This is a genomic window from Rhodanobacter sp. UC4448_H15, assembly GCF_052978265.1.
The window spans coordinates 3,009,985-3,029,224 of record NZ_CM129665.1 but is presented as its reverse complement, the minus strand read 5'-3'; the positions used below and the strand labels follow the sequence as shown (position 1 = coordinate 3,029,224).

General features: G+C 66.8%; 18 protein-coding genes and 1 tRNA gene. 18 read left to right on the top strand and 1 reads right to left on the bottom strand.

The window, feature by feature from the left end; all coding sequences use genetic code 11:
* Nucleotides 1-154 precede the first annotated feature (154 nt).
* The 9 genes from ACVCMI_RS14010 (at nucleotide 155) to ACVCMI_RS13970 (ending at nucleotide 8,528) form a co-directional block, all read left to right on the top strand.
* Nucleotides 155-613, top strand: coding sequence for an SUF system Fe-S cluster assembly regulator (locus ACVCMI_RS14010; protein ID WP_395119698.1), 459 nt, complete (start codon nucleotides 155-157; stop codon nucleotides 611-613).
* 5 nt (nucleotides 614-618) lie between these two features.
* Nucleotides 619-2,085, top strand: coding sequence for a Fe-S cluster assembly protein SufB (gene sufB / locus ACVCMI_RS14005; protein WP_447098403.1), 1,467 nt, complete (start codon nucleotides 619-621; stop codon nucleotides 2,083-2,085).
* Nucleotides 2,086-2,224: 139 nt separating this feature from the next.
* On the top strand, nucleotides 2,225-3,004 hold the full coding sequence (gene sufC / locus ACVCMI_RS14000) for a Fe-S cluster assembly ATPase SufC (RefSeq protein WP_395119696.1): 780 nt from the start codon (nucleotides 2,225-2,227) through the stop codon (nucleotides 3,002-3,004).
* Nucleotides 3,001-4,299: a Fe-S cluster assembly protein SufD gene (gene sufD / locus ACVCMI_RS13995; protein WP_447098404.1), complete on the top strand. Its 1,299-nt coding sequence runs from the start codon at nucleotides 3,001-3,003 to the stop codon at nucleotides 4,297-4,299. The genes sufC and sufD overlap by 4 nt, the downstream gene beginning before the upstream one ends.
* A gap of 131 nt (nucleotides 4,300-4,430) precedes the next feature.
* Complete coding sequence (locus tag ACVCMI_RS13990; RefSeq protein ID WP_395119694.1) at nucleotides 4,431-5,675, top strand: aminotransferase class V-fold PLP-dependent enzyme; 1,245 nt, start codon at nucleotides 4,431-4,433, stop codon at nucleotides 5,673-5,675.
* 71 nt (nucleotides 5,676-5,746) lie between these two features.
* Nucleotides 5,747-6,661, top strand: a complete 915-nt coding sequence (locus tag ACVCMI_RS13985; RefSeq protein ID WP_447098405.1) for an acyltransferase — start codon at nucleotides 5,747-5,749, stop codon at nucleotides 6,659-6,661.
* Between the two features lies 1 nt (nucleotide 6,662).
* Nucleotides 6,663-7,598: a 2-dehydropantoate 2-reductase gene (panE, locus tag ACVCMI_RS13980; RefSeq protein ID WP_447098406.1), complete on the top strand. Its 936-nt coding sequence runs from the start codon at nucleotides 6,663-6,665 to the stop codon at nucleotides 7,596-7,598.
* A gap of 67 nt (nucleotides 7,599-7,665) precedes the next feature.
* The gene (locus ACVCMI_RS13975) at nucleotides 7,666-8,217 is read left to right on the top strand and encodes a GNAT family N-acetyltransferase (protein ID WP_395119691.1); all 552 of its coding nucleotides are present in this window, start codon (nucleotides 7,666-7,668) and stop codon (nucleotides 8,215-8,217) included.
* On the top strand, nucleotides 8,214-8,528 hold the full coding sequence (locus tag ACVCMI_RS13970) for a non-heme iron oxygenase ferredoxin subunit (protein WP_395119690.1): 315 nt from the start codon (nucleotides 8,214-8,216) through the stop codon (nucleotides 8,526-8,528). Before ACVCMI_RS13975 ends, ACVCMI_RS13970 begins: the two co-directional genes overlap by 4 nt.
* A 9-nt stretch (nucleotides 8,529-8,537) precedes the next feature.
* Here ACVCMI_RS13970 and ACVCMI_RS13965 read toward each other — a convergent pair whose 3' ends face one another.
* Nucleotides 8,538-9,086 carry a GspH/FimT family pseudopilin gene (locus tag ACVCMI_RS13965; RefSeq protein WP_447098407.1) on the bottom strand — a complete coding sequence of 183 codons (549 nt, stop codon included), beginning with the start codon at nucleotides 9,084-9,086 and terminating at the stop codon, nucleotides 8,538-8,540.
* 151 nt (nucleotides 9,087-9,237) lie between these two features.
* Between ACVCMI_RS13965 and uvrB the strand changes: the two genes are divergently transcribed.
* From uvrB to tssG, 9 genes are all read left to right on the top strand, one after another.
* Nucleotides 9,238-11,259 (top strand): excinuclease ABC subunit UvrB, encoded by a 2,022-nt coding sequence (gene uvrB / locus ACVCMI_RS13960; protein WP_447098408.1) that lies wholly within the window; start codon nucleotides 9,238-9,240, stop codon nucleotides 11,257-11,259.
* Between the two features lie 75 nt (nucleotides 11,260-11,334).
* Nucleotides 11,335-11,409, top strand: a tRNA-Val gene (locus ACVCMI_RS13955).
* A 762-nt stretch (nucleotides 11,410-12,171) separates the two neighbouring features.
* A complete protein-coding gene (tssB, locus tag ACVCMI_RS13950; protein WP_324899045.1) occupies nucleotides 12,172-12,693 on the top strand; it encodes a type VI secretion system contractile sheath small subunit in 522 nt (173 codons plus the stop codon).
* A 6-nt stretch (nucleotides 12,694-12,699) separates the two neighbouring features.
* Complete coding sequence (tssC, locus tag ACVCMI_RS13945; RefSeq protein WP_324899048.1) at nucleotides 12,700-14,193, top strand: type VI secretion system contractile sheath large subunit; 1,494 nt, start codon at nucleotides 12,700-12,702, stop codon at nucleotides 14,191-14,193.
* 123 nt (nucleotides 14,194-14,316) lie between these two features.
* Nucleotides 14,317-14,811 (top strand): Hcp family type VI secretion system effector, encoded by a 495-nt coding sequence (locus ACVCMI_RS13940; RefSeq protein ID WP_324899050.1) that lies wholly within the window; start codon nucleotides 14,317-14,319, stop codon nucleotides 14,809-14,811.
* A 206-nt stretch (nucleotides 14,812-15,017) separates the two neighbouring features.
* Nucleotides 15,018-15,806, top strand: a complete 789-nt coding sequence (locus ACVCMI_RS13935) for a type VI secretion system accessory protein TagJ (RefSeq protein ID WP_324899053.1) — start codon at nucleotides 15,018-15,020, stop codon at nucleotides 15,804-15,806.
* Nucleotides 15,807-15,825: 19 nt separating this feature from the next.
* A complete protein-coding gene (gene tssE / locus ACVCMI_RS13930; protein ID WP_324899055.1) occupies nucleotides 15,826-16,329 on the top strand; it encodes a type VI secretion system baseplate subunit TssE in 504 nt (167 codons plus the stop codon).
* A 6-nt stretch (nucleotides 16,330-16,335) separates the two neighbouring features.
* Entirely contained in the window at nucleotides 16,336-18,219 is a 1,884-nt protein-coding gene (tssF, locus tag ACVCMI_RS13925) for a type VI secretion system baseplate subunit TssF (RefSeq protein WP_324899057.1), read from the top strand.
* Complete coding sequence (gene tssG / locus ACVCMI_RS13920; protein WP_324899059.1) at nucleotides 18,183-19,205, top strand: type VI secretion system baseplate subunit TssG; 1,023 nt, start codon at nucleotides 18,183-18,185, stop codon at nucleotides 19,203-19,205. Before tssF ends, tssG begins: the two co-directional genes overlap by 37 nt.
* The last annotated feature ends 35 nt before the right edge of the window (nucleotides 19,206-19,240 follow it).

Sequence of the window (19,240 nt, the reverse complement as noted above, 5' to 3'; positions counted from 1 at the left end):
GTGGGCGCGGCAGACACAGGCTGGCCTGCGCACACGACGAGGTGAAAGGGGTGGGTATGGCCGCCTTGCGCCGGTGGCGGCGGTCACGTTGACCGCGGCCGGCTTAATCAGTACCATTTTGGTCCCGATTCAAGCCCGGCCGATTCCGCCTGCCATGCTTCGCGTCAGCCGCCTCACCGATTACGCCACCGTGGTGATGACCTGCATCGCCGCGCACCCGGCTGACGTGCTGAGCACCGCGCAGATCGCCGACGAGACGCGGCTCGAGCTGCCCACGGTCAGCAAGCTGCTCAAGGCGCTGGGCCACGCCGAACTGGTCGAGTCCTTCCGCGGCGTCAACGGCGGCTACCGGCTGGCCCGCCCGGCCAGCGAGATATCGCTGGCGGAAATCGTCGAGGCGCTGGAAGGCCCGATCGGCATGACCGAGTGCGGCGTGGGCGAAGGCCAGTGCGAACGCGAGGCGCAGTGCGGCGTGCGCGGCAGCTGGCAACGCATCAACAGCGTGCTGGACCAGACCCTGCGCGCGGTCAGCCTGGCCGACATGCTCAAGCCGCCGCCCGCGAAACGAAAAATCGCCGTCACCGTGAAAACCGGCGAGGCCATCACCGAATGAACAGCATGATCAACGACAGCAGCAGCGCCACCGCACTGCGCGACAACGCCGACGTCGCCGAGGCGCTCGGTCGCAGCTACTCGGCCGGTTTCATCACCGAGATCGAGATGACCGGCCTGCCGCCGGGCCTGGACGAGGGCACCATCCGCGCCATCTCCGCCGTCAAGCACGAGCCGGAATGGATGACCGAGTGGCGGCTGCAGGCCTATCGCCACTGGTTGACCATGCCCAAACCGGACTGGGCCAAGCTCAACATCGACCCGATCGACTACCAGGCGATCAGCTATTACGCCGCGCCGAAGAAGCAGCCCAAGTCGCTGGACGAAGTCGATCCGGCCCTGCTGGAAACCTACGAGAAGCTCGGTGTACCGCTGCACGAGCGCGCTGCGCTGGCCGGCGTGGCGGTGGATGCGGTATTCGACTCGGTCTCGGTCGGCACCACCTTCCGCAAGCAGCTGGCCGACGCCGGCGTGCTGTTCTGCTCGATGAGCGAGGCGATCCGCGAATACCCCGAGATCGTGCAGAAATACCTGGGCAGCGTGGTGCCCACCGGCGACAATTTCTTCGCCGCGCTGAACTCGGCGGTGTTCTCCGACGGCAGCTTCGTGTTCATCCCGAAAGGCGTGCGCTGCCCGATGGAGCTGAGCACGTACTTCCGCATCAACGCGCAGAACACCGGCCAGTTCGAGCGCACCCTGATCGTGGCCGAGGAGCGCGCCCACGTCTCCTACCTCGAAGGTTGCACCGCGCCGAAGCGCGACGAGAACCAGCTGCATGCGGCGGTGGTCGAGCTGGTGGCGCTGGAAGGCGCGCAGATCAAGTACTCCACCGTGCAGAACTGGTATCCCGGCGACGAGAACGGCGTGGGCGGCATCTACAACTTCGTCACCAAGCGCGGCGACTGCCGCGGCGACGACTCGAAGATCTGCTGGACCCAGGTCGAGACCGGCTCGGCGATCACCTGGAAGTACCCGTCCGTGGTGCTGCGCGGCGACCGCTCGGTGGGCGAGTTCTACTCGGTGGCGCTGACCCACCATTTCCAGCAGGCCGACACCGGCACCAAGATGATCCACATCGGCAAGCACACCAAGTCGAAGATCGTCTCCAAGGGCATCAGCGCCGGGCGCAGCTCCAACAGCTACCGCGGCCTGGTGAAGATGGAGAAGGGCGCCGAGGGCGCGCGCAACTACACCCAGTGCGACAGCCTGCTGATCGGCAAGCAGTGCGGCGCGCACACCTTCCCGTACATGGAAGTGAAGAACCCCACTGCGATCGTCGAGCACGAGGCGACCACGTCCAAGATCTCCGACGACCAGATGTTCTACTGCCGCGCGCGCGGCATCCCGGAAGAGGATGCCGTGTCGATGATCGTCGACGGCTTCTGCAAGCAGGTGTTCCGCGAACTGCCGATGGAGTTCGCGGTGGAGGCGAAGAAGCTGCTTGAGGTGAGCCTCGAAGGTGCGGTGGGTTGATGCTTTTTCCTTCTCCTTCCGGGAGAAGGTGCCCGAAGGGCGGATGAGGGTGCGGGCCTGCACGGATTTTTCCGCAAGCCCCGAACCCTCACCCCAACCCCTCTCCCGGTGGGAGAGGGGCTCAAGATCAGGAATCCTCATGCTCAAAATCGAAAACCTGCATGCCCGCGTCGAGGGCAAGGAAATCCTCAAGGGGCTCAGCCTCGAAGTGAACGCGGGCGAGGTGCACGCGATCATGGGGCCCAACGGCGCCGGCAAGTCGACGCTGGGCAACGTGTTGTCCGGCCGTGACGGCTACGAGGTGACCGCCGGCAGCGTGACCTACAACGGCATCGATCTGCTGGCGCTGGCGCCGGAGGCGCGCGCGGCGGCCGGGGTGTTCCTGGCGTTCCAGTACCCGGTGGAGATCCCCGGCGTCAACAACACCTATTTCCTGCGCGCGGCGCTGAATGCGCAGCGCAAGGTGCGTGGCGAGAAGGAACTCGACTCGATGCAGTTCCTCAAGCTGGTGCGCGAGAAACTCAAGGTGATGCAGATCTCCGACGAGCTGCTGCACCGGGCCGTCAACGAGGGCTTTTCCGGCGGCGAGAAGAAGCGCAACGAGATCTTCCAGATGGCGGTACTGGAGCCGCAGCTGGCGATCCTCGACGAGACCGACTCGGGCCTCGACATCGACGCGCTGAAGCAGGTGGCGCAGGGCGTCAACACGCTGCGTTCGCCCGAGCGCGCGTTCCTGATGATCACCCACTACCAGCGCCTGCTCGACTACGTGGTGCCGGACTTCGTGCACGTGCTCGCCGGTGGCCGCATCGTCGAGAGCGGCGACAGGTCGCTGGCGTTGAAGCTGGAAGCGCATGGCTACGCCGGGATCGGCGCCAGCCATCCGGCAGTCCCGCACCAGGCGGGAGCGCAGGCATGAACCAGCCGGCATCGCTGCCGTTGGTCGCCTCGCTGCTGGATGCCCCGCTGCCGCCCAGCGGCATCGCCTGGCTGGATGCGGCGCGGCAGGAAAACCGCGCGGCGTTCGCCATCGGCGGTCTGCCCGACACGCGGGTGGAGGCATGGAAGTACACCGCACTGCGCGGGCTCGGCCAGCGCCGCTTTACCCAGGGCGACGCCGCGGCGCAGACGCGCGCGGTGGAGGCATCGACTCTGACATTGCCCGGTGTCTCGGGCGTTCGCCTGGTCTTCGTCAACGGGGCGTTCCGCGCCGATCTGTCGGCGGTGGATTCGCTGCCCGCCGGACTTTCGCTGCAACCGCTGTCGCAGGCCTTGCGGGGCGACGTCGAACCGCTGCGCTTCGCGCTGTCGCGCCACTACCGCGACATCGGCGACGCCTTCGCACAGATCAATGCCGCCAGTGCCGGTGATGGCGTGGTACTGCGCGTAGCCGCCCACGCCAGGATCGACCAGCCGGTGCAGCTGGTGTTCGTCGGCGCCGAGGCCGAACTGGCCTGGCATGTGCGCAATGTGATCGAACTGGGCGAGGGCGCCGAGCTGAGCCTGGTCGAACAGCACGCAAGCCGTGGCGACGCCGCGCAGTTGGCCACCGTGGTCAGCGACATCGAACTACGCGACGGTGCGCAGCTGCATCACGTCATGCTGCAGGATGCGGCGGCCGGCACCAATCTGATTCGACGCAGCAGCCTGCGCCTGCATGCGCGCGCGCAGGCTGCCCTGCACGTGCTGGAACTGGGTGGCGCGTTGGTACGCCACGACCTGCGTGCCGAGCTGATCGGCGACGGCGCACGGGTGCACACCCGCGGCGTGTTCATGCCGCATGGTCGCCAGCACATCGACACCCAGCTGGCGATCCGCCACCAGGCGCTGGACACCACCTCCACCTCGCACTGGCGCGGCGTCGCCAACGACCGCGCACGCGGCGTGTTCCGCGGCGCGATCGTGGTGGCGCCCGGTGCCGACGGCAGCGACGCCAACCTCACCAACAAGAACCTGCTGCTGTCGCCGAGCGCCGAGATCGACACCAAGCCGGAGCTGGAAATCTATGCCGACGAAGTGCAGGCCGCGCACGGCGCCACGGTCGGCCAGCTCGACGAGCGTTCGCTGTTCTACCTGCGCTCGCGCGGCATTCCGCTCGCCGAGGCACGCGCACTGCTGACTGCCGCATTCTGCCGCGCGGTGCTGGACGACCTGCCGAACGTGGCCCTGCGCGAGCATCTATCCACCTTGCTGGTCGCACAGCTTCCCGCTTGACGCTCCAGCTCCTGGGCCTGCCCGCAGGGGCAGGCCGGGAGGGGCGAGGCTCCTGGCCTGAAGATCAAGAGCGCACCCCAGCCCAACCCTCCCCTGCGAGCGGGGGAGGGAGCCCCAACCGGATTCTCCGAATGAACGCACAAGCCAGCACACCGACCGTCTTCGACGTCCAGCGCATCCGCGCGGACTTCCCGTTGCTGTCGCGCACGGTGCACGGCAAGCCGCTGGTGTACTTCGACAGCGCCAACACCAGCCAGAAGCCGGTGTCGGTGATCGAGGCGGTGAACACCCACTATCGCGAACACAACGCCAACGTGTCGCGCGCGGTGCATCAGCTGGGCGAGGAGGCCACGGCGGCGTATGAAGGCGCGCGCGACAAGCTCGCGCGGTTCATCCATGCCGGTTCGCGCGATGAGGTCATCCTCACCTCCGGCACCACCCAGGCCACCAACCTGGTCGCCTACAGCCATGTGCTGCCGCAACTGAAGGCGGGCGACAGCATCCTCACCACGGTGATGGAGCACCACGCCAACATCGTGCCGTGGCAGCTGGTTGCCGCGCGCCGCGGCGCCACGGTGAAGGCCGCGCCGATCGACGAGCGCGGCGAGCTGATCGTGGAGAAGTACGTCGAGATGCTGACGCCGGAGGTGAAGCTGGCCTGCGTCACCCACGTTTCCAATGTGCTGGGCACGGTCAACCCGGTGCGCGAGATCGCGCGCGAATGCCGCAAGCGCGGCATCCCGCTGCTGGTCGACGGCTCGCAGGCGGTGCCGCACCGGCGGGTGGACGTGCAGGCGCTGGGCTGCGATTTCTACGCGCTGACCGGGCACAAGATGCTTGGCCCCACCGGTACCGGCGCGCTGTGGGCGAAGCGCGAACACCTGGAAGCGATGCCGCCGTTTTTCGGCGGCGGCGAGATGATCCGCGAGGTGAAGTTCTCCGGCACCACCTTCGCTGCGCCTCCGCACAAGTTCGAGGCCGGCACGCCGAACATCGCCGGCTTCGTCGGCCTGGCGGCGGCGATCGACTACTACGAGTCGGTCGGCTTCGCGGCGATCGAGGCATGGGAGCAGCAACTGCTGCATTACGCCACGGAACGCCTGCGCGAGATTCCCGGCCTGCGCATCATCGGCGAGGCGGCCGAGAAGGAGCCGGTGGTCTCGTTCCTGCTGGAAGGTGCGCAGGCCACCGATCTGGCGACCCTGCTCGACCTCGAAGGCGTCGCCGTGCGCTCCGGCCACCACTGCGCGCATCCGTTGATGCAGTTCTTCGGCGTGCCCGCCACGCTGCGTGCGTCGCTGGCGTTCTACAACACGCGCGAGGAGATCGACAGTTTCGTCGTCGCCCTGCTCAAGGTGCGCCGCCTGCTGCGCTGAAACGGCGGCGGCTTTCCTGCCGCCGCCACGGTCGGGCATCATGTGCGGCGGAGTCCCCATCGATCATCCCCATGCTTGCCTCGTTGCCATCGTTCATCCGCGTGCCGCTGGCGCTGCTTGCGCTTGCACTCAACATCCTGTTGCACGTGGCTTTCATTTTCGCGTTCACCCTGCTCAAGCTGCTGCTGCCGGTACACGCGATTCGGCAGGCCTGCTCACGCGCCCTGGTCGCCATCGCGGAAAGCTGGATCGGCGTCAACAATGTCCTGTTCGGCGTGTTCGCCCGCGTGCGCTGGCAGGTCGAGGGGCTGGCCGGGCTGCGTCGCGACGGCAACTACCTGGTGCTGTGCAACCACCAGAGCTGGGTGGATATCCCGGTGCTGCAGAAGGTGTTCAACCGGCGCATCCCGTTCCTGCGCTTTTTCCTCAAGCAGGAACTGATCTGGGTGCCCTTGCTCGGCCTGGCATGGTGGGCGCTGGATTTCCCCTTCATGAAGCGCTATTCGCGGCAGGCCCTGCTGCGCCACCCCGAGCTGCAGGGCAAGGACCGCGAGGCGACCCGCCGCGCCTGCGAGAAGTTCCGCCACATGCCGGTGTCGGTGATGAACTTCGCCGAAGGCACGCGCTTCACGCCGGCCAAGCACGACGCGCAGCATTCGCCGTTTCGCTACCTGCTGCGGCCGAAAGCCGGCGGCGTGGCCTTCGTGCTCGATGCGATGGGCGAGGCGCTGCACGCGATCCTCGACGTCACCATCGTCTATCCGCATGGCCCATGCACCATTGCCGACCTGATCGCCGGACGCGTGCGCGAAATTCGCGTGCATGTGCGTGAACGCCCGATAGGTCGCGAGCTGATCGGCAGCTACGACGAGGACGCGGCATTCCGCGGCCGGGTCAAGGCATGGATGAACGACTTGTGGCACGAGAAGGACGCCCAGGCGGCGCGCATGCAGCTGTCGCCCGATGCCGGATCGAGAGGAGACTGAAATGCGTGTGCTGGTCGTGGGCGCCGGGGCTACCGGCGGCTATTTTGGCGGCCGCCTGCTGCAGCACGGGCGCGATGTGACCTTCCTGGTGCGTGAGGGCCGCGCGCGGCAGCTGGCGCAGCACGGCCTGGTCATCCGCAGCGCGGCCGGCGACGTCGACCTGCCCGCACCGCCGACCGTGCTGGCAAGTGCACTGTGCGAGCCGTTCGACCTGATTCTGCTCAGCTGCAAGGCCTACGGCCTGGAGCAGGCGATGGCCGACATCGCTCCGGCCGTGGGCGAGCGCACCACCGTGCTGCCATTGCTCAACGGCATGCGCCATCTCGACCTGCTGGATCACCGCTTCGGTGCCGAGCGCGTCTTCGGCGGCCAATGCGCCATTTCCGCCACGCTCGACGCGCAAGGAGCCGTGCAGCATCTCAACCGGCTTCACAGCCTCACCTTCGGCGAGCGCGACGGCAGCGCGTCCGCGCGCATGCAGGCGATCACCGGAATGCTGGGCCAGGCCGGTTTCGACGCGCGACCCAGCGACGCGATCGTGCAGGAGATGTGGGACAAATGGTTTTTCCTGACCTCGCTGGCCGGCATCACCTGCCTGATGCGCGGGGCGATCGGCGAGATCGAGGCCGCACCCGGCGGTCGCGCGGCGGCGCTCGCGCTGCTGGAGGAATGCCGCGCGACGGCGGCAGCGGCCGGCCATGCTCCCCACGAGCGCGTGCTGGAACGGGCGCGCGGCATGCTGACGGAACCGGGGTCGCGCCTCGAAGCTTCCATGCTGCGCGACCTGCGCCAGGGCCATCCGATCGAGGCCGACCACGTGGTGGGTGACATGCTTGCGCGCGCGCGGCAGGCGCAGTTGCCGGCCACGATGCTGGAACTCGTCCATGCGCACCTCAAGGTCTACGAGGTCCGTCGGCTGGCCACTCCGTCGGCATGAGTCGATCCGGCGTGCGCGCTTGCTGCAGATCATGGCCGGCCGGCACGTCGCGCATTACCATGCGCGGATGACAGAGCCACGCGCCCCCGTCGCATTTCGCACCGCCCGCGCGGCGGACGTCCCTGCCATCGTCGCGCTGGTCGAATCGGCTTATCGCGGCGAATCGGGCTTGCGCGGCTGGACCACCGAATCCCACCTGCTCGACGGCCAGCGCACCGACGCGGCCGATGTCGAGGCGTTGATCGCGCGGCCGGACAGCTGCGTGCTGCTGGCGCTCCGCGACGGTGCGCTGGTGGCGAGCTGCCACGTCGAGCGACAAGCTGCGGCCGGCTATTTCGGCATGTTCGCGGTTGACCCGGCGGAGCAGGGCCACGGCCTGGGCAAGCAGGTGCTGGCCCAGGCCGAACGCATCGCGCGCGAACAGTGGCATTGCAGCGCGATGCGCATGACGGTGATCGTGCAGCGCGAGGAGCTGATCGCCTGGTATGGCCGGCGCGGCTACCGGCGCACCGGCGAACGGCAGCCGTTCCCGTACGGCAACGAGCGTTTCGGCATTCCGCGTCGCGCCGACCTGTGTTTCGAGGTGCTGGTCAAGGAGTTCACCGAGGTGCTTGCATGAACGGATGGATCAGGGTCGGCACGCGCAGCGATTTCCTGCCCGGCGAATACAAGGTGGTGTGGGACGGCGACACCTCGATCGCCGTGTACAACATCGACGGCGCGCTGTATGCGGTCGAGGACACCTGCACCCACGATGGCGGCGAACTGGCTGGCGGCGAAGTGTTCGGATTCGAGGTGGAATGCCCGCGCCACGGCGCGCGCTTCGACCTGCGCACCGGTGCGGTGACCAGGCCGCCGGCGTATGTCCCGATCGCCAGCTTTCCGGTGCGCGAGGAAGACGGCGCGATCTGGACGCGCGACGACCGCTGACTTCGCGCGTCAGCCGCCTTGTTGGCAGCGCGCGGCCTGTGCGGCTGTGGCCGGGGCGCCGCGCACCCGGCCGGCATTGGACACCACCACGCTGAGCGCCTGGCTGTCCCGCCCCGGCTCGCAGAACAGCAAGGTCAGGTTGCTGCCGCCGGCACTGCCGTCAGGCTGGAAGCGCACCTCGTGGCGGCCATTGCTGCTGGTGATGCGCAGACCCAGGTCGTAGGCTGCCCCGGTGCGGGCGGGTTGGCCATCGGGCTGGTGATCGCCGTCGAGGTCCTGTCCGAGCAGCCAGCCATGTTCCCAGCGGTTGTCTTCGCTGCATCGGCTGCCATCCGCACTGGGGCAGAACAGCGTGCGTTTGCCGGTGATCGCCGCGGTGCTGCGCGTGTGTCGCAAGGCGGCGATGAAGTCGCTTTGCGCCGCCTGCAGTCGATTGCGGCTCAACACATGGTGCAGCGGCGGCAACGCGATGCCGGTCAGAATGCCGGCGATGGCCAGTACCATGACTTGTTCGATCAGGCTGAAACCGCGGTTCGCTTTCCATGGCGTCGTCGTCATCTCGCATCCTGCGCTGTGCCGGAACCGGCATGCTAGGACGATGGCCCGTGCCAGCCAGCAGCCCGATGCCGCCCGCGGCGTCGGACTCTGCTGACGCGGCATGTCAGCAGGCCGGATTTAAAATGTGCCGTCCCGCCCACATCTGCAGCTGATGACCGACCGCTTCCAACTCGCCGCCCCCTACCAGCCCGCCGGCGACCAGCCGCAGGCGATCCAGCGCCTGGCCGAGGGTTTCGAGGCCGGCCTGGCCGCGCAGACCCTGCTCGGCGTGACCGGCTCGGGCAAGACCTACACCATCGCGAACGTCATCGAGCGCATCCAGCGCCCGACCATCGTGATGGCGCCGAACAAGACGCTGGCCGCGCAGCTGTACGGCGAGTTCCGCGAGTTTTTCCCGCAGAATGCGGTGGAGTACTTCGTCAGCTACTACGACTACTACCAGCCGGAAGCCTATGTGGTGGCGTCGGACACCTTCATCGAGAAGGATGCCTCGATCAACGAGCACATCGAGCAGATGCGGCTGTCGGCGACCAAGGCGCTGCTGTCGCGCCGCGACTCGATCATCGTGGCCACCGTGTCGGCGATCTACGGCCTGGGCAATCCGGAGGACTACCTGTCACTGCGCCTGATCCTGGCCACCGGCGAGCGCATCGACCAGCGCAAGCTGATCCACCAGCTGACCGAGCTGCAGTACACCCGCAACGAAACGGAGCTGCGCCGCGGCACCTATCGCGTGCGCGGCGAGATCGTCGACGTGTTTCCGGCCGAGTCGGAGACCGAGGCGCTGCGCATCGAGCTGTTCGATGGCGAAGTGGAGAAGATGGCGCTGTTCGATCCGCTCACCGGCGAGACGATCCGCAGGGTGCAGCGCTATACCGTCTACCCGCGCACGCACTACGCCAGCACGCGCGAGAGCGTGCTCAACGCGATCGAGACGATCAAGGTCGAACTGAAGGACCGGCTGGAATATCTGTACAGGGAGAACAAGCTGGTCGAGGCGCAGCGACTGGAGCAGCGCACCCGCTTCGACCTGGAGATGATGGCCGAGGTCGGCTACTGCCAGGGCATCGAGAACTACTCGCGCCACCTGACCCGCCGCGCGCCGGGCGAGCCGCCGCCGACCCTGTTCGACTACCTGCCGGCCGACGGCCTGCTGGTGGTGGACGAGTCGCACGTCACCGTGCCGCAGCTGGGCGCGATGTACAAGGGCGATCGCTCACGCAAGGAGACCCTGGTGGAGTTCGGTTTCCGCCTGCCCTCGGCGATGGACAACCGGCCGCTGCGTTTCGAGGAATGGGAGGAGCGCGTGCCGCGGGCGATCTACGTCTCCGCCACGCCGCGCGATTACGAACTGCACAAATCCGGCGATGCGGTGACCGAGCTGGTGGTGCGCCCGACCGGCCTGGTCGACCCGGAAGTCGAGGTGCGCCCGGTACGCACCCAGGTCGACGACCTGCTCAGCGAGGTGCACAAGCGCGTGGCGATGGGCGACCGCGTACTGGTCACCACGCTGACCAAGCGCATGGCCGAGAACCTCACCGAATACCTGTCCGAGCACGACGTGAAGGTGCGTTACCTGCACTCGGACATCGAGACGGTCGAGCGCAGCGAGATCATCCGCGACCTGCGCCTGGGCGAGTTCGATGTGCTGGTCGGCATCAACCTGCTGCGCGAGGGCCTGGACATGCCCGAGGTATCACTGGTGGCGATCCTCGACGCGGACAAGGAGGGCTTCCTGCGTTCCACCGGCTCGCTGATCCAGACCATCGGCCGCGCTGCCCGCAACGTGCGCGGCAAGGCGATCCTGTACGCCGACAACGTCACCCGCTCGATGCAGGCGGCGATGGACGAGACCGCCCGCCGCCGCGAGAAGCAGATCGTCTTCAACGAGGTGCACGGCATCACCCCGAAAACCGTGGTGCGGCGCATCGCCGACATCATGGAGGGCGCGCGCAGCGAGGTCGGCAACCGGCGTGGCGGCAAGACGCGCACCCGCGACCGCGCGGTGGCCGAGCAGGGCGCCGATTACGCCGGTCTCGGCGCGGCGCAGGCGGCTGCCCTGCTGAAGAAGCTGGAGGCGCAGATGTACAAGCACGCCCAGAACCTGGAGTTCGAGGACGCCGCCCGGCTGCGCGACCAGATCCACCAGTTGCGCGAGCAGGCCCTGCGCTGAGCCGGGCGGCGGGATATTGTCGGGCGCCGCCGGCTCCCGTATACTGCGCGGCTCGCACGGCCTGGCCGTGGCGACGGGCGGTTAGCTCAGCGGTAGAGCACTACCTTGACATGGTAGGGGTCACAAGTTCGATCCTTGTACCGCCCACCAATTCCATGATCCACCGATCGAGTGGAACCGAGAGGGGAATCCGGCCAGGGTTCCCCTTTTTCGTGGGGCGACGGCGCGCTCGTCGCTGGCTGCGCGGCCATCTGATTCGTTCGCCGAACACGTTCGCGTCCGCTGCGCGTGCCCTCGCCAGCCGCGCGATTCGATGCCCTCTCGCCGCTCCCTCGCGGATCGGCGGAATTCCGTCGATTCAGCTTGCAGCAATCTCTTCACGGATGTAGATTGCCCGGACGGTCGATCGTACTCCGGCTGCCAGCGATCTTCGGGTCCGGGCGCGCCGTGAGGCGACGAGGAGATCGGGCACGCAGCTACGCCAAGTCCAACGCCGAGGTGGGGTGGTCATCGGTTTCGACGTGCGACGGCGGGATGTGGTGCTTCAGTAAAGTCGGATGGTGTGCCGAGACGTTGCATGCGTCGCGGCGCATGTCATGCCGCCACTGCCGAACCGCCGGGGGGAACGAAGGGGACGTATGGACTTGCGTGCACAGTCGCCATCGGAATCGTGCCTTGCTCCCGTACGTCGACGCGGTTCGCGCGGGCGCGTTGCCGTGTCGCCCGATCTTTCTGCCGATCGCCAATGCCGCGCGCACGATGTCTCGGTCACGACCGTGCAAGGTCGCCGCCGCGTCTGCGCACCTGCCTTCAATGACTTTTCGTTCCGTTGCCGCCGGGCTGGTCCCGGCCGCGCCGGGGCGGATGAATGCTGCATCTTGAAAACCCAAGCATGCCCACCGGGAGAGTCGCATGGCCAAGCAAAGTAGTCAGAAATTCATCGCGCGCAATCGTGCGCCCCGCGTGCAGATCGAGTACGACGTCGAGGTCTACGGCGCACAGAAGAAGGTGCAGGTACCCTTCGTGATGGGCGTGATGTCGGACCTGTCCGGTGCCAATGCGGGCGAGCTGCCGCCTATCGAGGATCGCAAGGCGCTGGAGATCGACGTCGACAATTTCGACAGCCGCCTGAATTCGATGAAGCCGCGGGTGACCTTCGCGGTGCCGAACACGCTCACCGGCGAAGGCAGCCTGGCGGTGGACATCACCTTCGAGAGCATGGACGACTTCTCGCCGGCGGCGGTCGCCCGCAAGGTGGGCGCCGTGGCGAAACTGCTCGAGGCGCGCACGCAGCTTGCCAACCTGGATACCTACATGGACGGCAAGGCAGGCGCTGAAAACCTGATTGCCCAGGCACTCAAGGACCCGGCGCTGCTGCAGTCGCTGGTTTCGGCGCCCAAGCCCGCCGACGACACCAACAAAGACGGGGAGTAAGCACGCATGGCCACCGAAAAGCTAGCCGAACAGGAAGGCGCCGTACAGACTCTCGACGCCGGCGACTTCGCTGCGTTGCTGAGCAAGGAGTTCAAACCCAAGAGCGACCGCGCCAAGGAAGAGGTCGAATCGGCCGTGCGCACCCTGGCCGAGCAGGTGCTGAACAAGGCCGACATCGTTTCCGACGACGTCGCCCAGACCATCAACGCCTACATCGCCGAGATCGACCGCAAGCTCAGCGAGCAGATCAACCTGATCATGCACCACCCCGATTTCCAGAAGCTGGAAAGCGCGTGGCGCGGCCTGCATCACCTGGTCAACAACACGGAGACGGATCAGCTGCTGAAGATCCGCGTGATGAACATCTCCAAGAAGGAGCTGGGCAAGACCCTGAAACGCTACAAGGGCACGGCCTGGGACCAGAGCCCGATCTTCAAGAAGCTGTATGAGGAAGAGTACGGCCAACTGGGCGGCGAGCCCTATGGCTGCCTGGTCGGCGACTACTACTTCGACCACAGCCCGCCCGACGTCGAGCTGCTCTCGGGCATCGCGCAGGTTGCTGCGGCGGCACACGCGCCGTTCATCTCGGCCGCGGCTTCCACCCTGATGGGCATGGACAGCTGGAACGAGCTTGCCAACCCGCGCGACCTGGCCAAGGTGTTCTCCACGCCGGACTACGCCGCGTGGCGCTCGCTGCGCGAGTCGGACGATGCCAAGTACATCGGCCTGACCATGCCGCGCACGCTGGCCCGCCTGCCGTATGGCGCCAACACCGATCCGGTGGAGGAGTTCAACTTCGAGGAGGACACTGCCGGCGCGGACTCGTCCAAGTACACCTGGCAGAACGCGGCTTACGCGATGGCGGTGAATATCAACCGCTCGTTCAAGGAATATGGCTGGTGCTCGCGCATCCGCGGCATCGAGTCCGGCGGCGCGGTGGAAGGCCTGCCCGCACACACCTTCCCGACCGACGACGGCGGCGTGGACATGAAGTGCCCGACCGAGATCGCGATCACCGATCGCCGCTCGGCCGAGCTGGACAAGATGGGCATGATGCCGCTGGTGCATCGCAAGAACTCGGACATGGCCGCGTTCATCAGTGCCCAGTCGCTGAGCAAGCCGGAGGAGTACGACGATCCGGACGCCACCGCCAACGCGGCGCTGGGCGCGCGCTTGCCGTACATGTTCGCCTGCTGCCGCTTCGCGCATTACCTGAAGTGCATCGTGCGCGACAAGATCGGCTCCTTCAAGGATCGTACGGCGATGGAGCGCTGGCTGGCGTCCTGGATCAACCAGTACGTCGACGGCGACCCGGCCAACTCCAGCGAAGAGACCAAGGCCCGCAAACCCTTGTCGGCCGCGGAGGTGGTGGTGGAAGAGGTGGAAGGAGCACCTGGGTATTACACGTCGAAGTTTTTCCTCAAGCCGCATTATCAGTTGGAGGGCCTGACCGTTTCCCTGAGGCTGGTGTCCCGTCTTCCTTCGGCGGCCAAGAGCTGACCCGGAAGTTTCTCGCAGGTTCGTTCCACGGTTTCAACTGGCAGTACCAGTCAATCGCCGAGCAGCTTCCTCCGAGCGAGAACTGTCCGGTTCACCTGATTTCAACAGACAAGGAGAATTCTCATGGCACTAGACATGCACCTGAAGCTGGAGGGCGGCGACGTCACCTTCACCGGCGAATCCAAGCACACCAAGCACAAGGACCAGATCCAGCTGCTGGCCTGGTCCTGGGGGATGTCGCAGAGCGGTTCCTTCGGCCATGGCACCGGCGGCGGCGCGGGCAAGGCCAACGTGCAGGACATCAGCTTCACCAAGTACCTCGACAAGAGCACCACGTCCTTCATCAAGGCGCTGGTCACCGGCGCGCACATCGGCACCGCGACCTTGTTCGTGTCCAAGGCCGGCGGCAAGCAGGAGGACTACTTCACCATCAAGCTGACCAGCGCGATGGTGACCAGCTATTCCACCGGCGGCTCGGGCGGTGAGGACATGCTGACGGAGAACATCTCGATCAGCTTCGCCAAGTTCGACGTCGAGTACTTCGCCCAGAACGACAAGGGCGTGGTGGCTTCGGCCGGCACGGTCGGGTACAGCGTCGAGGAAGTCGCGGCGAGCTGAGCTGGCGCCTGACCAGGCTTCGCCGGCACCTGCTGTCCGGCGGTCCAGGTGCAGGGGACGAATGCAACGGCTTGTCGCACCCCGGACTTCCGGGTGCGACCAGCGGCGTTTGTCCGCCTGCACCCGGGATCGTCCGGTCGGGGTGACGGCGACCTTCCCGCGCCCGCGGCCCCGCTGCCGACGGGGCGCCGGCATCGAGAGACGACATGACACCCGAAAGCAAGCTCAAAGAAGGCCGGCCGGACGAAGCGTTGCAACTGCTCACGGCGGAAGTACGCAACAACCCGGCAGATGCCAAGCGCCGGGTTTTTTTATTCCAGTTGCTGGCGCTGCTCGGACAATGGGAGCGGGCACAGAACCAGCTCAGCGTCTGCGGCGAACTCGACCCGCTCAACGCCATGATGGTCGGTGCCTATTCGGAGGCGCTGAAAGGCGAACTGGTGCGCGCCGACGTCTTCGCCGGCAAACGCATGCCGGTGATCATCGGCGAGCCGGAACCCTGGCTGGCGTGGCTGCTGCAATCGCTCAAGCTCGGCGCCGAAGGCAGGCACGAGCAGGCCGCGACGCTGCGCGAGCAGGCACTGGAACAGGCTCCCGCGGTGGCGGGCAACATCGACGGCGCCGCGTTCGAGTGGATCGCCGATGCCGACCCCCGCATCGGGCCGTGCCTGGAGATCATCGTCAACGGCGGCTACTCCTGGGTACCGTTCTCGCGCCTGCGCGAGCTGAAATTCGAGGCCCCGAGTGATCTGCGCGACAAGATCTGGGTGCCCACCCAGGTGACATGGAGCAATGGCGGCCAGGCCATCGGCTTCATTCCGGGGCGTTACGCCGGCAGCGAACGGTCCGAGGACCAGGACATCGTGCTCGGGCGCAAGACCGACTGGGTGGAGCAGGGCAGCGACCAGATCGGTCTGGGACAGCGCATGCTGGCCACCGACGTGGCCGACTATCCGCTGCTCGACGCGCGACTGATCACCTTCGACGTCGCCTGAGCCGGAGTGCCGACTTTCCATGGCTGAGCTCACCACCCAGGAACGACTTCAGCCTTCGCTGCTCGATCGCCTGACCGACGACGAGCCGGGCAAGCTGGAGGAAAGCCGCGAGAAGCGCGTGATCTCGGTGTCCCGACTGCGCGAATGCGTCACCCGCGATATCTCCTGGCTGCTGAATTGCGTGAGCCTGGAGGCGAATGTCGAGCTCGAGGAATATCCCGAGGTTTCCCGCTCGGTGCTCAACTTCGGCATCCCCGACCTTACCGGTGCGGCCCTGTCGGGAATCAACGCCGAAGCGCTGCAGCGCCGTGTACGCGATGCCATCGTGGCCTACGAGCCACGGCTGACCGCCAACACCCTGCGCGTCAACGTCAACGCGTTGACCAAGCGCATGGATCGCCAGGCGCTGATTTTCAACATCGAATCGGAAATGTGGGCGCAACCGATTCCGTTGAACCTGTACCTGAAGACCGAAGTCGACCTGGAGACCGGCAACTTCAAGGTGTCGGAGGGCTTCGGCTGATCGCCCATGGACCCGAGACTGCTGCGCTACTACAACCGGGAACTGCAACACGTACGCGAAATGGGCGGCGAGTTTGCCCGCGAGTATCCGAAGATCGCCGGCCGCCTCGGCCTGGAAGGCTTCGAGTGCGCCGACCCCTACGTGGAACGCCTGCTGGAAGGCTTTGCCTTCATGGCCGCGCGCGTGCAGCTCAAACTCGACGCGCAGTATCCGGTGTTCACCCAGCACCTGCTGGAGATGATCTATCCGCATTACCTGGCGCCGGTGCCCTCGATGGCCGTGGTGCAGATGCACCCGGACCTCAAGGAAAGCGGCCTGCTGGCCGGCCACAAGGTGGCCCGGCACACGGCATTGCGCAGCATGATCGGCAAGGACGACCGCACCGCCTGCGAATACCGCACCGCCCACGAGGTCACCCTGTGGCCGCTGGAGCTGGCCGAGGCGAAGTATTTCGAGACCCCCGCCGCGATCGCCGCCGCCGGGGTGGTGCTGCCGGCCGGCAAGATCGTACGCGCCGGCCTGCGCCTGAAGTTCCGCGTCACCGCCGGTGCCCAGGCCAACATGCTGGCGCTGGACCGGCTGCCGATATTCCTTGCCGGCGCCGATGAACTGCCCAAACGCCTGTACGAGCAATTGCTCGGCAATGCGGTCGGCTACCAGGTCCGCGCGCAGGGCGCGTCGGGGGCGATCAACGAGAACCACGACGCCAGCCACATCGAGCGTCGCGGCTACGACGACGACGAGGCGCTGATCCCTTACTCCGGGCGCTCGTTCAGCGGCTACCGGCTGCTGCAGGAGTATTTCGCCTGCCCCGAGCGCTTCCTGTTCGCCGAGTTCACCGGCCTGCGGTCGCTGCTGGCGCGGGCCAAGGGCAACGAGTTCGAGATCGTGGTGTTGTTCGACCGCAGCGTGGCCAGCTTGCACAACGCCGTCGACGTCAGCAACTTCCGGCTGTTCTGCACGCCGGCGATCAACCTGTTCCCGCGGCGTGCCGATCGCATCCACCTGACGCAGGGCACCAGCGAATACCACATCCTCGCCGATCGCACCCGGCCGATGGATTTCGAAATCCACAGCATCGGCAACGTCGAGGGGTTCGGCGACCGGCAGGAGCCGGAGCAGCGCTTCCTGCCGTTCTACGGCTGCGACGAGCGCACCTGGCACGCGCGGCACTCGGCCTACTACACGATCCGCCGCGAGCCGCGGCTGTTGTCCTCCCGGCAGAAGCGCCAGGGTGCGCGCTCCAGCTACATCGGCAACGAGATGTTCATCTCGCTGGTCGACTCCAGCGAGGCGCCGTACTCCACCGAGCTGCGCCAGATCGGCATGCAGCTGATGTGCACCAACCGCGACCTGCCGCTGCAGATGCCGGTCGGCAAGTCCCACACCGACTTCACCCTGGAGACGGGCGCGCCGGTGGAATCGATCCGCTGCGTCGCCGGTCCGACCAAGCCGCGTGCCTCGGTCGCCACCGGCGAGACCGCGTGGCGCCTGCTCAGCCACCTGCAGCTCAACTACGTGTCGCTGCTGGAAAACAACGCGGGCGAAGGCGCCGCGGCACTGCGCGAGATGCTGACCCTGTACTGCGACGAGTTCGACTCCAGCGCACTGCGCCAGATCGAGGGGCTCAAGGCGGTGAGTTCGCAATCCATCGTGCGACGCATCCCGTTGCCCGGGCCGATCACCTTCGGCCGCGGCCTGGAGATCACCCTGACCTGCGACGACGGCGCCTTCGAGGGCACCGGAGCGTTCCTGCTGGGCGCGGTGATGCAGCAGTTCTTTACCCGTTACGTATCGATCAACTCCTTCACTGAAACCGTTCTGCGCACGCTGGAACGCAACGAGGTCGCCCGATGGCCCGCCCGGCTGGGAACACGGCAGACGCTGTAGCGCTGGAGAACGCGCTGCGCGACCATCCCGAGTCCTTCGAGTTCTTCGAAGCGCTCCGGCGGTTGGAGTGCGCATTCCCGGAGCGTCCGCGGCTGGGCCAGTCGACCAAGGTCAGCGATGACTTCGTGCGCCTGGGCCAGACCCCTTCGCTGGCCTTTGCGCCACGCACCGTGGACAGCTACCAGCCCGGTGGCGGCGGCCGGCCGGCGCGCATGCGAGGCCTGTTCTTCGGCCTGTTCGGCCCGAACGGGCCGTTGCCGCTGCACCTGACCGAATACGCGATGGACCGCGAGATCAACGCGCGGGATTCCACCTTCCGCGCGTTCGCCGACATCTTCCACCATCGCATGATGAGCCTGTTCTACCGCAGCTGGGCCGACGCCCAGCCCACGGTGCAGCTGGATCGCCCCGAGGAGGATCGTTTCCAGCTGTACATGGGCGCGCTGGTCGGCCTGGCCACGCCGGATCTGGGCGATCGCGACGCCTTGCCGGACCAGTTCAAGCGGTTCTTCGCCGCACGCCTGCTGCAGCAGGCGCGCAATGCCGAAGGCCTGCAGGGCATGCTGGAGCGCTTCTTCCGCGTGCCGGTGGGCGTCGTCGAGTTCATCGCCGAATGGATGCGCCTGCCGTCCGCCTCGCAGCTGCGCTTGGGCGCCTCGCGCGAGGTTGCAGCACTGGGCCTGACCACGGTCACCGGCGAATACGTGCGCGGCAGCCAGCAGCGTTTCCGCCTGCGCCTGGGGCCGCTCACCCGCGCCCAGTTCAACAACTTCCTGCCCGGCGGCGAAGCGCTGCGGCAACTGGTGGCCGCGGTGAAAACCTACGTCGGCGAGGAAAAAGCCTGGGATGTGCAGTTGGTACTGAAGAAGGCCGATGTCCCGGTGACGCGCCTGGGGCGCGAAGGACGGATGGGCCTGACGACGTGGATGGGCTCGCCCCGGCACGACGACGACGTCGACGAGGTCGTGCTGCAACCGGTGGGATAGCCGCTGGCGGCCGGGTCGACGTGGCAACAGACATG

Bases quoted from the DNA above. Each gene is read 5' to 3' on its own strand.
- ACVCMI_RS14010 (WP_395119698.1), top strand. From the start codon at position 155: ATGCTTCGCGTCAGCCGCCTCACCGATTACGCCACCGTGGTGATGACC.
- sufB (WP_447098403.1), top strand. From the start codon at position 619: ATGATCAACGACAGCAGCAGCGCCACCGCACTGCGCGACAACGCCGAC.
- sufC (WP_395119696.1), top strand. From the start codon at position 2,225: ATGCTCAAAATCGAAAACCTGCATGCCCGCGTCGAGGGCAAGGAAATC.
- sufD (WP_447098404.1), top strand. From the start codon at position 3,001: ATGAACCAGCCGGCATCGCTGCCGTTGGTCGCCTCGCTGCTGGATGCC.
- ACVCMI_RS13990 (WP_395119694.1), top strand. From the start codon at position 4,431: ATGAACGCACAAGCCAGCACACCGACCGTCTTCGACGTCCAGCGCATC.
- ACVCMI_RS13985 (WP_447098405.1), top strand. From the start codon at position 5,747: ATGCTTGCCTCGTTGCCATCGTTCATCCGCGTGCCGCTGGCGCTGCTT.
- panE (WP_447098406.1), top strand. From the start codon at position 6,663: ATGCGTGTGCTGGTCGTGGGCGCCGGGGCTACCGGCGGCTATTTTGGC.
- ACVCMI_RS13975 (WP_395119691.1), top strand. From the start codon at position 7,666: ATGACAGAGCCACGCGCCCCCGTCGCATTTCGCACCGCCCGCGCGGCG.
- ACVCMI_RS13970 (WP_395119690.1), top strand. From the start codon at position 8,214: ATGAACGGATGGATCAGGGTCGGCACGCGCAGCGATTTCCTGCCCGGC.
- ACVCMI_RS13965 (WP_447098407.1), bottom strand. From the start codon at position 9,086: ATGACGACGACGCCATGGAAAGCGAACCGCGGTTTCAGCCTGATCGAA.
- uvrB (WP_447098408.1), top strand. From the start codon at position 9,238: ATGACCGACCGCTTCCAACTCGCCGCCCCCTACCAGCCCGCCGGCGAC.
- tssB (WP_324899045.1), top strand. From the start codon at position 12,172: ATGGCCAAGCAAAGTAGTCAGAAATTCATCGCGCGCAATCGTGCGCCC.
- tssC (WP_324899048.1), top strand. From the start codon at position 12,700: ATGGCCACCGAAAAGCTAGCCGAACAGGAAGGCGCCGTACAGACTCTC.
- ACVCMI_RS13940 (WP_324899050.1), top strand. From the start codon at position 14,317: ATGGCACTAGACATGCACCTGAAGCTGGAGGGCGGCGACGTCACCTTC.
- ACVCMI_RS13935 (WP_324899053.1), top strand. From the start codon at position 15,018: ATGACACCCGAAAGCAAGCTCAAAGAAGGCCGGCCGGACGAAGCGTTG.
- tssE (WP_324899055.1), top strand. From the start codon at position 15,826: ATGGCTGAGCTCACCACCCAGGAACGACTTCAGCCTTCGCTGCTCGAT.
- tssF (WP_324899057.1), top strand. From the start codon at position 16,336: ATGGACCCGAGACTGCTGCGCTACTACAACCGGGAACTGCAACACGTA.
- tssG (WP_324899059.1), top strand. From the start codon at position 18,183: ATGGCCCGCCCGGCTGGGAACACGGCAGACGCTGTAGCGCTGGAGAAC.